The sequence below is a fragment of the Jongsikchunia kroppenstedtii DSM 45133 genome (genome assembly GCF_000380485.1).
GTDB lineage: Bacteria > Actinomycetota > Actinomycetes > Mycobacteriales > Mycobacteriaceae > Jongsikchunia > Jongsikchunia kroppenstedtii.
Window position 1 is genome coordinate 58360 of record NZ_AQYG01000039.1, and the last position, 14270, is coordinate 72629.

General features: G+C 68.2%; 12 protein-coding genes. 11 read left to right on the forward strand and 1 reads right to left on the reverse strand.

Translation table 11 applies throughout. The features are described from left to right. Positions 1–121 precede the first annotated feature (121 nt). Together G341_RS20960 and G341_RS0104515 are read left to right on the forward strand one after the other, a co-directional pair. On the forward strand, positions 122–604 hold the full coding sequence (locus G341_RS20960) for a MarR family winged helix-turn-helix transcriptional regulator (RefSeq protein ID WP_051092642.1): 483 nt from the start codon (positions 122–124) through the stop codon (positions 602–604). After that, positions 604–2292, forward strand: a complete 1689-nt coding sequence (locus tag G341_RS0104515) for an MDR family MFS transporter (protein WP_018177923.1) — start codon at positions 604–606, stop codon at positions 2290–2292. Before G341_RS20960 ends, G341_RS0104515 begins: the two co-directional genes overlap by 1 nt. 154 nt (positions 2293–2446) lie before the next feature. On the opposite strand, the gene G341_RS0104520 is transcribed toward G341_RS0104515, so the two are convergent. Next, positions 2447–2929, reverse strand: a complete 483-nt coding sequence (locus G341_RS0104520; RefSeq protein ID WP_018177924.1) for an inorganic diphosphatase — start codon at positions 2927–2929, stop codon at positions 2447–2449. A gap of 184 nt (positions 2930–3113) precedes the next feature. On the opposite strand from G341_RS0104520, the gene dacB reads away from it, so the two are divergent. The 9 genes from dacB to folE all read left to right on the forward strand — a co-directional run bounded on the left by dacB (position 3114) and on the right by folE (position 14214). Beyond that, positions 3114–4451 (forward strand): D-alanyl-D-alanine carboxypeptidase/D-alanyl-D-alanine endopeptidase, encoded by a 1338-nt coding sequence (dacB, locus tag G341_RS0104525; RefSeq protein ID WP_051092643.1) that lies wholly within the window; start codon positions 3114–3116, stop codon positions 4449–4451. Next, positions 4448–5527, forward strand: a complete 1080-nt coding sequence (locus tag G341_RS0104530) for a zinc-dependent metalloprotease (RefSeq protein WP_245556909.1) — start codon at positions 4448–4450, stop codon at positions 5525–5527. Before dacB ends, G341_RS0104530 begins: the two co-directional genes overlap by 4 nt. Beyond that, positions 5506–6441 (forward strand): tRNA lysidine(34) synthetase TilS, encoded by a 936-nt coding sequence (gene tilS / locus G341_RS0104535; protein WP_018177927.1) that lies wholly within the window; start codon positions 5506–5508, stop codon positions 6439–6441. The genes G341_RS0104530 and tilS overlap by 22 nt, the downstream gene beginning before the upstream one ends. A gap of 193 nt (positions 6442–6634) precedes the next feature. Further along, positions 6635–7216: a hypoxanthine phosphoribosyltransferase gene (gene hpt, locus G341_RS0104540; protein WP_018177928.1), complete on the forward strand. Its 582-nt coding sequence runs from the start codon at positions 6635–6637 to the stop codon at positions 7214–7216. Beyond that, positions 7216–8568: an amidase gene (locus tag G341_RS0104545; protein WP_018177929.1), complete on the forward strand. Its 1353-nt coding sequence runs from the start codon at positions 7216–7218 to the stop codon at positions 8566–8568. Before hpt ends, G341_RS0104545 begins: the two co-directional genes overlap by 1 nt. After that, positions 8549–9793, forward strand: a complete 1245-nt coding sequence (locus G341_RS0104550; RefSeq protein WP_018177930.1) for an MFS transporter — start codon at positions 8549–8551, stop codon at positions 9791–9793. The genes G341_RS0104545 and G341_RS0104550 overlap by 20 nt, the downstream gene beginning before the upstream one ends. Before the next feature lie 109 nt (positions 9794–9902). Further along, positions 9903–11150 (forward strand): lipase family protein, encoded by a 1248-nt coding sequence (locus G341_RS20965; RefSeq protein ID WP_162140698.1) that lies wholly within the window; start codon positions 9903–9905, stop codon positions 11148–11150. 158 nt (positions 11151–11308) lie between these two features. Then, positions 11309–13555, forward strand: a complete 2247-nt coding sequence (gene ftsH / locus G341_RS20970) for an ATP-dependent zinc metalloprotease FtsH (protein WP_018177932.1) — start codon at positions 11309–11311, stop codon at positions 13553–13555. Positions 13556–13581: 26 nt separating this feature from the next. Then, positions 13582–14214 (forward strand): GTP cyclohydrolase I FolE, encoded by a 633-nt coding sequence (folE, locus tag G341_RS0104565; protein ID WP_245556914.1) that lies wholly within the window; start codon positions 13582–13584, stop codon positions 14212–14214. Positions 14215–14270: the final 56 nt, after the last annotated feature.

Sequence of the window (14270 nt, forward strand, 5' to 3'; positions counted from 1 at the left end):
GACGTCGTGTGTGCTGTGTGCTGTCGCACGTCGGATGACCGACTTGATTCCGCGCGCACCCCGACGCATACTTGCACCGGTCAAATAGTTGGCAAATGAAACTTATTGAGGCGTAAAAGTAATGTCACGAAGCTCGGACGTCGAAGCACTGATGGATGCGATGCGTCGCTTCCAGCATGTGCGAGAGCGGTTCATCGCGGCACGGATGCAGACCTCCGACGGCGCGGTGGAAACCGCGGCCTTCGCCTGCCTCTTCGTGTTGAATCACGGTCCGGCGCGGTCCGGTGCGGTCGCCGAAAAGCTCTACACCGACCCGTCCACGGTCAGCCGGCACGTCGCCAACCTGGTGAAACTCGGCTATGTGCGGCGCGAAGCCGATCCGGACGACGGTCGCGCGACCATCCTCGTGATCACCGATCTCGGCCGCAAGCGTGTGGGGCAGCTGCGCGCGCAGCGGGCCCATTCGATGCTCGCCGCGATGGAGGACTGGTCCGACGCCGATTTGCATACGCTTTCGACCCTGTACGGCCGGTTCGTGGACCAGGCTGAGGTGACCGCGTGGGGCACTGCCGCTGCGCAGGTTCAAGACTTGGAGGAGATCTGATGGCAACGGCCGAAACCACCGGCACGGCACCGACCGCGCTGACCCACCGGCAGATCCTGACGATCTTCGCCGGGCTGATGATGGGCATGTTCCTGGCGTCGCTGGACCAGACCATCGTGTCGACGGCGATCCGCACGATCTCGGACGATCTGCACGGCTACTCCATGCAGGCATGGGTCACCACCGCATATCTGATCACCTCGACCATCGTGACGCCGCTCTACGGCAAACTCTCGGACATGCACGGCCGCAAGCCGTTCTTCATGCTCGCGATCACGATCTTCATCGTCGGGTCATTTCTGTGCAGCACATCGACATCGATGTATGAGCTCACGGCTTTCCGCGCGCTGCAGGGTCTGGGCGCCGGCGGCCTGATGTCGCTGGCACTGACCATCGTCGGTGACGTCGTCTCGCCACGGGAACGCGCCAAGTACCAGGGCTACTTCCTGGCCGTCTTCGCCACCTCCAGCGTGCTCGGCCCGGTGCTCGGCGGGTTGTTCGCCGGACAGGATTCGATCATCGGGGTCGCCGGCTGGCGCTGGGTGTTCCTGGTGAATGTGCCGATCGGCGTCGTCGCGCTCGGCGTCGTCTTCCGAGTCCTCAACTATCACCAGGTCAAGAGCACCAAGGCGCGGGTCGACTGGTGGGGTGCCGCGGCGCTCTCCGTCGGCGTCGTCCCGCTGCTGATCGTGGCCGAACAGGGGCGGACCTGGGGCTGGGGGAGTGGGAGCGCGATCGTCTGCTACATCGTCGGCCTGATCGGCATCGCGGGCTTCATCGCGGTCGAGAGGTGGATGGGTGAGGCGGCGATCATTCCGCTGCGCATCTTCAACAACCGGGTCTTCTCGCAGGGCATCCTCATCGCGGTGGTCGTCGGCGCGGTCATGTTCGGCGGCATCTCGATGCTGCCCCAGTATTTCCAGGTGATCCGCGGGTCCAGTCCCACGGTCGCCGGTCTGCAGATGCTCCCGATGGTGCTCGGCCTGATGGTGGCCTCGATCGCCTCCGGTCAGATGATTTCCCGCACCGGGCGGTACAAGGTGTTCGCCGTCATCGGCGCGGCCGTGATCACCATCGCCACATTCCTGTTCCATTACATGTCGGTGGATACCCCCCTCTGGCAAGTCATGACCATGGCGTTCTTCGTCGGTTTCGGCCTCGGCAATTTGATGCAGCCGATGACGTTGGCGTTGCAGAATGCATTGCCGCCCAAGGACATGGGGGTGTCGACCGCAGCGGCGACGTTCTTCCGGCAGATCGGTGGTACCGCCGGCGTGGCCGTGTTCTTCTCGGTGCTGTTCAGCCTGATGGGACCGAATATCGCGGACCAGATGAAGCAATCGGCGGCGGACCCGGCGTTCCAGCAAGCGGTTGTCCAGACAGCCGCGGACACGTCCAACGCGAAAGGTTCGGCGTTCGCCTGCAACCTGGTCGAACAGTCCCATCCGGGGGCGCCGATCTGCGCCGGCCGCGCGGGCACCGGCGCGAGCATCATGGATGACACGTCCGTGCTCAACCACGTGCCCAAGATTGTGGCCCATCCGTTCAAGGCGGGCTTCGCCGACTCGATGGATGTGGTTTTCCTGTCGGTGTCGGTCTTGGGCGTCATTGCGCTGATCCTGGTGATCTTCTGGCAGGAGGTGGCCTTGCGAAAGCAGTCCGGCACGCAGGCGCAGATGATGGAATAGCGTCGCCCTGAAAACCTGACCAGAGCGGCGGAAGAACCCCGGATACGGGCTTCATACCGCTGAGCGGTCAGGGTTTCAGGGACTATCCGCTTCGAACAACGAACAGGGGCCCACGGTCGATGACCGTGGGCCCCTGTTCGGGCTTCTTATCGGATCAGTGTCCGGGGAACCGATCCTGCGCCTCGCGGGCGACCTTCTCGGCCTGCTCGCGGCCGACCCAGCCGGCCGCCGAGACCTCTTTGCCCGGCTCCAGGTCCTTGTAGTGCTCGAAGAAGTGCTGGATCGCCTTGAGCTCGTAGTCCGGCACGTCGGCCAGATCCTGGATGTGATCCCAGCGGGGGTCACCGGCCGGGACGCAGAGCAGCTTGTCGTCGCCGCCGGCCTCGTCGGTCATCTGGAACATCGCGACCACGCGGGCCTCGACGATCACGCCCGGGTAGACCGACTCTGGCAGCAGCACCAGGGCGTCCAGCGGATCGCCGTCTTCGCCCAGGGTGTTCTCCAGGAAGCCGTAGTCGGCGGGGTAGCCGAACGACGTGTAGAGGTAGCGGTCCAACTTGACGCGGCCCGACTCGTGGTCGACCTCGTACTTGTTGCGCTGTCCCTTCGGGATCTCGATGGTGACGTCAAACTCCACGTCGGGGTCCTCCTGCTGATGGTTCGGCCGGTGATAATCGCCTCAACGATACTGTTAGGAAGGGCTGGCGCTACGCGCCGGTAGGAAACCCTGGTGCACCGCGCCGGGGCCCTGTCAGAAGACCTGACGCGATGCGCCAGGAGCGGGCGTCGGCATCGGCGCCAACGGTGAACCGGAGGGATAGTTGCGCAAACGCCCGGGGCTTGCGTGGTTTGCGGTGGTGTTCGTCGTGGTCGTAGCGGTTGCTGCGGTCGCGCTGATCTATGCGCTGCGAGTCGACAAGAGCACCACCAGCTCGCCCGAACCCGCGCCCCCGACCGTGGTCCAACGCATCAATCCGGTCGCCGCGGCGGCACCCGTGCCCACCCCGGCGGGGATCGCGCAGGAGATCAAGCCGGCGCTCGCCAACCCGGATATCGCCGACGTCACCGGACAGATCACCGATGCGGCCACCGGCCAGGTGCTCTGGTCGCACGACCCCGACGAGAAGCGCACCCCCGCGTCGACCACCAAACTGCTGACGGTCAGCGCCGCGTTGCTGGCGCTGCCGCCGGACGCCACCCTTACGACCAACGTCGTGCAGGGTCCGGGCGGCCAGCTGATCCTGGTCGGCGCCGGCGATCCCACCCTGTCGGTGCAGCCGGACGGGCAGCCGACTTTCTATACGGATGCGCCGCGGATCTCCGCGCTGGCCGACCAGATCCGGGCGAAGGGCCTCGATCCCACGTCGATCGCGATCGACACCGGTGCGTTCACCGGCTCCGACTGGGATTCCACCTGGGATCGCGACGACATCGCCGGCGGCAACCTGACGCCGATCCAGCCGTTGATCGCCGACGGCGGCCGGCTGCAGCCGCTCAAGGACTACTCGCCGCGCACGGCCACGCCCGCGCTGGATGTCGGCAAGACGCTCGCCGCCGACCTCGGCGTCTCCGGTGCCGTGACCACCGCGACAGCCCCGGCCGGCGCACCGGTGGTCGCCTCGGTGAAGTCGGCGCCGCTGCTCACCCGGCTCGGCGACATGATCCGCGACAGCGACAACATCCTGGCCGAGACCGTGTCGATCGAGATCTCGCGGGCGACCGGCGGTCCGGCGTCGCTCGCCGGCGGTGTCGCCGCCGTGCAGAATGTGTTGACCACCAACCAGTTCGATCTCGGGTCGACCTTCCTGCATGACACCAGCGGCATGTCGACGGCGAATCTGATCAGCCCGGACACCCTGGACCACGTGCTGCTCGGCGCGGCGTCGGGACAGAATCCGAAGCTGCGGCCGCTGCTGGACATGCTGGCGATCGGCGGCGTCGACGGCACGCTGTCCGACCGGTTCGCCGCCAATGGCGTCGCCGGTTGGGTGCGAGCCAAGACCGGCACGCTCACCGGCGTCAACACCCTGGCCGGCATCGTGCAGGACACCGACGGCCGCGTGCTCACCTTCGCCCTGATGGCCGGCGGCGACATCAACAAGTCGCGGCTGGGCCTGGATGCGGTCGCATCCTCGCTGCGCGGATGTGGCTGCCGATGAACGAATCAGCAAGCAACGGAGCTGATTCCGCCGACAAGGGTGAGTCGACCCCCATCGCCGATCGGGTCGATTGGGGTACGGCCGCGTCGCTCGGCCGGAAGCTGGTGCGGCCCGGGCCGAAGACCACCGACTACACCCGCGACCTGGCGCGCGGCGAGCTGATCGCCGCGTCCGCCGCTGCCGAAGAACCGGTCCGTGAGGTGACTCGCCTGGCCGACGGGCACGTGGTGCCGACCGCGCGGGTGCTCGACCGCGGCGAATGGATTTCGGCTGCGGCACAGTCGATGTCGGTGATGCTCGGCGGCGACGGCACCTCACACAGCACCGGCATCTCGGCGCGACTGTCGGGCGCGCAGGCCGGAGGTGTGCTGTCGCTCCTGTCGTCGGCGATCCTGGGTCAGTACGACCCGTTCACGCCCGACCCGGTCTCCGGTGCCGACGGCACGCTGCTGCTGGTGCTGCCGAACATCATCGCGGTCGAGCGGGCGCTGCACGTGGTGCCCAAGGACTTTCGGCTCTGGGTGTGCCTGCACGAGGTGACCCATCGGGTGCAGTTCTCGGCGAATCCCTGGCTGCGCGACTACATGCGCCAGAACATCGACGTGCTCACCGCGGAGTCGGGCGAGTCGGTGAACGAACTCGTCAGCCGCATCGCGGCCGCGGTGAAGTCCGACAAGCCGCGCGAGAAGGGCGTCATCGGCGCGATGCAGCTGCTGCAGACGCCGGAGCAGTACGAGGCCTTCACCCGGATGATGATGCTCGGCACGGTGCTCGAGGGCCATGCCGATCACGTGATGGATGCCGTTGGTCCGCAGAAGGTTCCGACAGTCGCTGCGATCCGCGAGGCGTTTGATGCCCGGCGCACCCGCAAGCAGAATCCGATGCAGCGCATCCTGCGTGCCCTCCTCGGCATGGACGCCAAGATGGCGCAGTACATCAAGGGCAAGGCGTTCGTCGACGAGGTGGTGGCGACCGCCGGCATGGCCCGCTTCAACACGATCTGGACCGGCCCGGAGACCATGCCGCGGCCCGAGGAGATCGCGACACCGCGGCTATGGATCGACCGGGTCCTGTAACCGCCGCGCTCAGCCGCCGCGTCGCCGACTTCGCGGTGGAGTTCGGCCTCGGCGATCGCGTCTGCGTCGGGTTGTCGGGCGGGACCGACTCGCTGGCGCTGACCGCGGCCTGCGTGGCAGCCGGTCTCGACGTGCATGCGGTGGTCGTCGATCATCGGCTGCAGCCGGGCTCGCACGCGGTGGCGGCGACGGCGGCTGCGGTCGCCGCGGGGTGGGGTGCCACCAGCGAGGTGATCGCCGTGGATGTCGACACCGCCGGCGGCCCGGAAGCCGCCGCCCGCCGCGCGCGCTACGCGGCGTTCGACAGCATTCGCGACGGCCGGCCGGTGCTGCTCGCCCACACTCGCGACGACCAGGCCGAAACGGTGCTGCTGGGCCTCGCGCGGGGCTCGGGGCTGCGGTCGATCGCCGGCATGGCGCCGTGGCGCGCGCCGTGGGGGCGGCCGCTGCTGGGAGTGGCGCGGCCCGAGACCGAGGCGGCCTGCACCGAACTCGGCATCGAGCCGTATCGCGACCCGCACAACGTCGACCCGCGATTCACCCGGGTGCGCCTGCGCCGCGAGGTGCTGCCGCTGTTGGAGGACGTCTGCCAGGGCGGGGTGGCTGCCGCGTTGGCGCGCACCGCCGATCAGGTACGCGAGGCCGACGCGGCGCTGGACGAGATCTCCGCCGGGCTCACCGTCGACAGTCCCGATCTGGCGCGCTGGCCGGTCGCGATCCGCACCCGGGTGGTGCGGGGCTGGCTGCTGCGGGTGGGGGCGACCGAACCGAGCGCGGCGACCATCGAGGCGGTCGACCGGCTGGTCTGCGGTCGCACGCGGGACGCGCAGGTCGCGATCGGCGGCGACCGTGAGCATCGGCTGGTGGCGATGCTGATCGACGGCCGGCTGCAGACCGGGAGCACCCCGCGCTGATCGCCGACCGGATCCTCACGCTCGCCGAGTGGACCTTGAGGTGCGCCGAGTGGACCCTCATGCGCGCCGACCGGATCGACCAGTCCACTCGATGGATCTGAGTGTCCGGTCGACGAACGTGAGTGTCCGGTGGACGAACGCGAGTGTCCGGTCGGGGGACGTGACCGTTCGGCCGATATGGCACGCTTGACCGGTGAGCGAAGACCGGGATCCGTACGGAGCCGACATCGAAGCCGTTCTCATCACCGAAGAACAGATCCGGACCCGGACCGCCGAGCTGGCGCACGCCGTGGCCGAGCGCTACCGCGACATCTCACAGGACCTGGTGCTGATCGGTGTCCTCAAGGGCGCGGTCATGTTCATGACCGACTTCGCACGGGCGCTGCCGATCCCGTCGCAGATGGAGTTCATGGCGGTGTCGTCGTACGGATCGGCGACGTCGTCATCCGGTGTGGTGCGCATCCTCAAGGATCTCGACCGCGACATCGAGGGCCGCGACGTGCTGATCGTCGAGGACATCATCGACTCCGGCCTCACGCTGTCGTGGCTGATGCGCAACCTGCGCACCCGCAACCCGCGGTCGCTGGAGGTGGTGACGCTGCTCCGCAAGCCCGACGCGGTGCGCACCACCATCGAGGTGGCCGATGTCGGCTTCGACATCCCGAACGACTTCGTCGTCGGCTACGGTCTCGACTTCAACGAGCGCTACCGGGACCTGCATTACGTGGGCCGGCTCAATCCGTCCGTGTACTCCGATCCGCAGGATCTGTCCTGATGACCGCGGTCGAGACGGCGGCCGCCGTTCGGGCGGGGGAGCTGACGCCGCGGCAGACCGTGCAGGCGGCGCTCGATCGAATCTCCGCCAACGACACCACGATTCACGCATTCGTGGCGGTGCGCGCCGAGAAGGCGCTGGCGGAGGCGGACGAACTGGCGGCGCGCGCGGATCTGGCGTCGCTGCCGCTGGCCGGCGTTCCGGTGGCGATCAAGGACAACGTGCAGGTCGCCGGTGAACCGATGACGATCGGCTCGAAGGCGACGTCCCGTGCGCCGCAGCCGACCGACCACACCGTGGTGCATCGCCTGCGTGACGCCGGTGCGATCGTCGTAGGCATCACGGCAGTCCCCGAGCTGTGCATGTGGGGCGCGACCGACAACCCGGACGTGATCAGCCGTAACCCGTGGAACACCGACCGCACGTGCGGCGGGTCGTCGGGCGGTTCGGCCGCGGCGGTGGCCAGCGGTCAGGTCGATGTCGCGCACGGCAACGACGGTCTCGGATCGATCCGGATACCGTCGGCCGACTGCGGGCTCTTCGGCATCAAGCCGGGCCCCGGGGTCGTGCCGGCCGAGTTCGGGGGCAACGGCTGGTACGGCATGAGCGAGAACGGCCCGATCGCCACGACCGTCGCCGACGCGGCTCTGATGCTGAGTGTCCTGGCCGATGATCCGAGCTATGCGACAGTGTCCGGCGACGGGCCGTTGACGATCGCGGTGGCCGCCAACCATCCGCTGGTCGGCGGCCGCACCGATACGCATTTCGCCAACGCGCTGCAGCGGGCCGTCGATCTGCTGCCGGAGCTCGGACACACGGCGGTGCACAGCGATCTGCCGTATCCGAAGAATCCGCTGCCGCTGTTCCTGCGCTGGCTCGGCGGTTCGGCCGCGGATGCCCAGGACATCGCCGAACACGGCGGCGACGTGTCGAAGCTGCAGTCGCGCACCAAGTTCCACGTCGCGCTCGGCAAGCAGGTCAACAAGCGCGGACTGGTCACCGACGCGCAGCGCGACCGGATCGCTGATTCCGTTGCCGCATACCTGGATTCCGCAGGCGCCGATCTGCTGATGACGCCCGCGCTGGCCCGGCCGCCTCTCGAGGCCCGGTATTGGAGCACCAAGAGCTGGGCGGCGAACATCTGGGCGAACGTGAACTACGCGCCGTTCCAGGGCGTCTTCAACGTGATCGGCTGGCCGGCCATGTCGGTGCCGTTCGGGGTGCACCCGGTGACGAACACGCCGCTCGCGATCCATGTCGCCGGACGTCCGGGGTCGGAGAAGACGATGCTGGCGCTGGCGGCGCAGATCGAGCGGGCGCGGCCCTGGCAGCGTGTCGCCCCCGGATTCTGAGCCGGCCGATGCGGCGTTGACCGACAACGCAATCGGCGACGCCGAGGCACGCCCAGGAATTCCCGCCGAGGTCTGGGTCCTCGTCGCGGCCGCCTTCGTCATCGCGCTCGGTTACGGCGTGGTGGCCCCCGTGCTGCCCGAGTTCGCCCGCAGCTTCGATGTCTCCATCGCCGCGGCGACCGTGGTGGTCAGCGCTTTCGCCCTGATGCGGCTGGCGTTCGCGCCGGCCACCGGTCCGCTGGTGCGCAAACTGGGCGAGCGGCCGATCTACATGGTCGGGCTGCTGATCGTCGCGGCGTCCACGCTGGCCTGCGCGTTCGCTCAAAACTATTGGCAGCTACTGGTTCTGCGCGGCCTCGGCGGTGTCGGCTCGGTGATGTTCACGGTGTCGGCGATGGGTCTGCTGATCCGGATCGCGCCGCCGAAGATCCGCGGCCGGGTGTCCGGTGTGTACTCGTCGAGCTTCGTGCTCGGCAACATCACCGGCCCGCTCATCGGCGGGGCGCTGGTGGGGTTCGGCCTGCGCGTGCCGTTCGTCGTCTATGCGGTCGCCCTGGTGGTGGCGACGTCGGTGGTGTGGTTGGCGCTGCGGGGCTCCCATCTCGCCGCCCCGGCGGGGCCGGTGACCGCGGGCACTGACGTTCGTGATGCGCTGCGTGACAACGCCTATCGGGCGGCCCTGCTGACCGCGGTGGTCTTCGGCTGGGTATACGCCATGCGGATATCGCTGGTGCCGCTATTCTTCGCGGACCATCTCGGTGAGTCCGCCGCGATCGCCGGCTTCGCGCTGGCCACCTATGCGGTCGGCGACGTGATGGTGATGATTCCGGCCGGACGTGCGTCGGATCGCTTCGGCCGCAGGCCTTTTCTGATCGTCGGAATGCTCATTCTCGCCGGTGCCACCGCGGCGCTGGCGATGACGCACTCGGTGGTGATGGCGTTCATTCTGACGATGGTCGCCGGCTGGGGCACGGGCATGGTCGCGCCGGTGATCCAGGCGACCGTCGCCGATGTGCTCTACGGGGGCCGCGGCGGCACGGCGTTGTCGACGTATCAGATGGCGCAGGACAGCGGCACGGTGGTCGGACCCGTGATCGCGGGCGTGATCGCCGATCAGCTCGGGTTCGGCGGCGCCTTCCTGGTGACCGCCGCGCTGGCCGCCACGGCGGGCCTGGTGTGGGTGATCACCCGCGAGACGGCGCGGAGTTCGACGCACGCTGCGTGAGTCGGGCGTGCCGGTGCGCTGCCCCATCAACTGTCCGCGACGCGCTGAGTTAATCCGACATTTGATGTCATCAATATGTCTACTGTGAGCTATGCGGTGGGCTCGGTCGGTGATAACCACGGGTTGTCTGGCGCTGACCCTCGCGACCGGCGTCGCCACCGCCGCGGCGGCCCCGTCGCCGACCGGCACACCGAGCCGACTGGCGCGCACCCTGCAGCGGATGGCTCAGCCGTCGCCGACCGGCGATCCGTTCTTCGATGCGCCGCAGGCGGATCTGGCCGCGCTGTCGCCCGGCGAGCTGATCGTGCCCCCGCGCGACGTCACCCCGATGGCGCAGCTCAAGTGGTTCGCGCCGGGGATTCGCGCGTGGCTGTTGAAGTTCCGCACGACCGACGCGTTCGGCGCCCCCAGCTTCGGCACCGCCACACTGCTGATCCCCGGGACCCCGTGGCACGGCCCGGGCGCGCGGCCGCTGCTGGTCGACAACTTCGCGATCGATTCGCTCGGGCCGACATGCACCCCGAGTTACCGCATGCTGCATACCGATGACGCGGATCAGCTCGCGATCGTCGAGGCACCACCGGTCGCGGTTCCCGCGATGCTGCTGCGCGGCTATGCGGTCCTCGTGCCCGACCATGAGGGCCCGCACATGGCCTACGCCGACGGTCATACCGCGGGGCCGATCGTGCTGGACGCGATCCGCGCGACCTATGCCGCCCAGCCGGTGTTCCGCGACGCCACATTCGCGATGGTCGGCTACTCCGGCGGCGCGATAGCCACCGGGTGGGCCGACAAGATGATGGCGGACTACAGCCCGGGCCTGCTCGCGCACTACGCGGGTTCGGCGCTGGGCGGCGTCCCGGCCGATTTCGATCGGCTGCGCTACACGATGGACGGATCGCTGGGGACCGGGCTGTACATCGCGGCCATCGTCGGGCTGATCCGCGGCCGGTACCCGGAACTCACGCAGCTCGCGTCGACGAATGCCGAGATCGGCGGGAATCTCGCCCGTGCGGTCGGGCTGCAGAATCAGTGCTTCGTCCAGCTCGCCACGTTGGGCGCGACCTTCCTGCCGGTGCGGCTGTTCGCCACGCTCGCCAATCCGTACGCCAATCCCGTCGCGCAATATGTGCTGAACGATTCAAAGCTGACCGGATCGCCGCTCGCCGGGCCGTTGCTGCTGTTCAATGCGGCGCACGACGAGTGGATCCCGGCGGCGGGCACGGAGGCGCTCTACGAGGACCAGCGCGATCGGGGAGTGAATGTGCAGTACGTGAGCGTTCCGGGGGACCACGTCCTGGGTGCCGCGACGGGGTATCCGGCCGCCGCCGACTGGGTCGTCAGCCGATTGGGCTGATCAGGATACGACGGGCGAGCATCGTCCAGCGGGAACGAACTGACCCGGCCAATGCGTTCACAGGTAGCCTGAACAGTTAGGTACTGGGTACGCGAGTGCCCGGAATACGCATCACCGAGCACATCGAAGGGACCAGCCGGGATACCTGGCGCAGTTCTATGAACCGTAAGACAGTCTTTCGCAACCTGGCGATCCTCGCGATCATCGTGCTGGCGATCTGGGGTTATTCGGTCCTTCGGGACAACAACCGCGACTACAAGAGCGTCGACACCTCGGTGGCCGTCGCGCAGTTGAACGCCAAGAACGTCGACAGCGTCAAGATCGACGACAAAGAGCAGCGCCTGCGCATGACGCTGAAGGCGCCGAATGATGCGACCAAGAACTCCAAGAAGATCTCCGCTAAGTATCCGGACCGCGCGTCCGGCGAGATCTTCCAGGATGTGCAGAACTCCGGCGCCTCGTATCAGACCAACGTCAGTCAGCAGAGCATCCTGACGCAGCTGCTGATCTTCATCCTGCCGCTGGTGCTGCTGTTCGGGCTGTTCTTCTTCGTGATGAACCGCATGCAGGGCGGCGGCCGCGGCGGAATGATGGGCTTCGGCAAGTCGAAGGCCAAGCAGCTGACCAAGGACATGCCCAAGACCACATTCTCCGATGTGGCGGGTGCCGACGAGGCGGTCGAAGAGCTCTACGAGATCAAGGACTTCCTGCAGAACCCGTCGCGGTACCAGGCGCTCGGCGCCAAGATTCCGCGCGGTGTCCTGCTGTACGGCCCGCCCGGCACCGGTAAGACGCTGCTCGCGCGGGCGGTCGCGGGCGAGGCGGGCGTCCCGTTCTTCACCATCTCCGGCTCGGACTTCGTGGAGATGTTCGTCGGCGTCGGCGCTTCGCGGGTCCGCGACCTGTTCGAGCAGGCCAAGAACAACAGCCCGTGCATCATCTTCGTCGACGAGATCGACGCGGTCGGCCGCCAGCGCGGCGCCGGCCTCGGCGGCGGTCACGACGAGCGCGAGCAGACGCTGAACCAGCTGCTCGTCGAGATGGACGGTTTCGGTGATCGTCAGGGCGTCATCCTGATCGCCGCGACCAACCGTCCCGACATCCTCGATCCGGCGCTGCTGCGCCCGGGCCGCTTCGACCGCCAGATCCCGGTCGGCAACCCGGATCTGGCCGGACGACGCGCGATCCTCAAGGTGCACTCGGCCGGCAAGCCGATCAGCCCGGACGCCGATCTCGACGGTCTGGCCAAGCGCACCGTCGGCATGTCCGGCGCCGACCTGGCCAACGTGATCAACGAGGCCGCGCTGCTGACCGCCCGTGAGAACGGGTCGGTCATCACCGCCGATGCGCTCGAAGAGTCGGTCGACCGCGTCGTCGGCGGCCCGCGGCGCAAGTCCAAGATCATCAGCGAGCAGGAGAAGAAGATCACCGCCTACCACGAGGGCGGCCACACGCTCGCGGGTTGGGCGATGGAGGACATCGAGCCGATCTACAAGGTGACGATCCTGGCCCGCGGCCGCACCGGCGGCCACGCGCTCGCGGTTCCGGAGGACGACAAGGGCCTGATGACCCGGTCGGAGATGATCGCCCGGCTGGTCTTCGCGATGGGCGGCCGCGCGGCGGAGGAACTGGTGTTCCACGAGCCGACCACCGGGGCGTCGTCGGACATCGATCAGGCGACGAAGATCGCCCGCGCGATGGTCACGGAGTACGGCATGTCGGCGAAGCTCGGCGCCGTGCGCTACGGGCAGGAGTCGGGCGATCCGTTCCTGGGTCGGTCGATGGGCACGCAGTCGGACTACTCGCACGAGGTCGCGGTCGAGATCGACACCGAGGTGCGCAGCCTGATCGAGGCCGCGCACACCGAGGCGTGGGCGATCCTCAATGAGAACCGCGATGTGCTGGACGAGCTGGCGACGGCGCTCCTGGAGCGGGAGACGTTGCACCGCAAAGATCTTGAGGAGATCTTCGAGAACGTCAAGACCCGTCCGCGGATCACCGAGTTCAACGACTTCGGTGGCCGTACGCCGAGCACCAAGCCGCCGGTGAAGACGCCGGGCGAGCTGGCGATCGAGCGCGGCGAGCCGTGGCCCCCGGAAGAGGTGAAGGAACCGGTGCCGGTCGGCCCGGCCACCGGCGGCTTCCCGCCGGCCGGGGCTCCCGCGCCGGGCAGCTATCCGAATCAGCCGGCATACCCGCCGCCGTACCAGGGCTACCCCGGAGCGCCGAACCCGCAGCAGGGCCAGACGCCCGACTATGGGGCCCCGGCCGGCTGGTCGGCTCCCGGCTGGCCGCCGCCGGCCGGCGGACAGGCGCACCCGAATGGCGCGCCGCAGCAGGCACCCGGAGAGCACAACGGGTCCGGGCAGGAGCCCGACTCGCGCAACGGACAAGGACCGCAATAACGATGACGCTCGACGGACTCGCGGCGATGCAGACCGGGTCGGGTGACCGCGGCGATGCGGCGGACGGCCGCAACGGTCGCGCGATCGCGCCGTTCGATGCGGCGCGCGCCGAGGCCGCCGTGCGGGAGTTGTTGATCGCGGTCGGCGAGGACCCGGACAGGGACGGCCTCAAGGAGACCCCGGGCCGCGTGGCCCGCGCGTACGCCGAGGTGTTCGCCGGCTTGCATGTCAATCCCGACGACGTGCTGGCCACCACCTTCGACGTCGGTCACGACGAGCTGGTGCTGGTCAAGGACATCCCGATGTACTCGACCTGTGAGCACCATCTGGTCTCGTTCCATGGCGTCGCGCATGTCGGGTACATCCCGGGCAAGACCGGTCAGGTCACCGGGCTGTCGAAGCTGGCCCGGCTGGTCGACCTGTATGCCAAGCGGCCGCAGGTCCAGGAGCGGCTGACCAGCCAGATCGCCGACGCGATCGTGGCGCGGCTCGATCCGCGCGGCGTGATCGTGGTGATCGAGGCGGAGCATCTCTGCATGGCCATGCGCGGTATTCGCAAGCCGGGGGCGACGACGACGACGTCGGCGGTGCGCGGCCTGTTCAAGACCAGCGCGGTATCGCGCGGTGAGGCACTGGATCTGATCTCGCGCAAGGGATAGCCGCGGTGACCACCGGCCGTACACGTATCCCGGGCGGACCCGCCAAGTCCTCCGAT

Coding starts and splice junctions, on each gene's coding strand:
- G341_RS0104515 (WP_018177923.1), top strand. CDS start 604: ATGGCAACGGCCGAAACCACCGGCACGGCACCGACCGCGCTGACCCAC.
- G341_RS0104530 (WP_245556909.1), top strand. CDS start 4,448: ATGAACGAATCAGCAAGCAACGGAGCTGATTCCGCCGACAAGGGTGAG.
- ftsH (WP_018177932.1), top strand. CDS start 11,309: ATGAACCGTAAGACAGTCTTTCGCAACCTGGCGATCCTCGCGATCATC.
- folE (WP_245556914.1), top strand. CDS start 13,582: ATGCAGACCGGGTCGGGTGACCGCGGCGATGCGGCGGACGGCCGCAAC.
- tilS (WP_018177927.1), top strand. CDS start 5,506: ATGGATCGACCGGGTCCTGTAACCGCCGCGCTCAGCCGCCGCGTCGCC.
- G341_RS0104545 (WP_018177929.1), top strand. CDS start 7,216: ATGACCGCGGTCGAGACGGCGGCCGCCGTTCGGGCGGGGGAGCTGACG.
- G341_RS20960 (WP_051092642.1), top strand. CDS start 122: ATGTCACGAAGCTCGGACGTCGAAGCACTGATGGATGCGATGCGTCGC.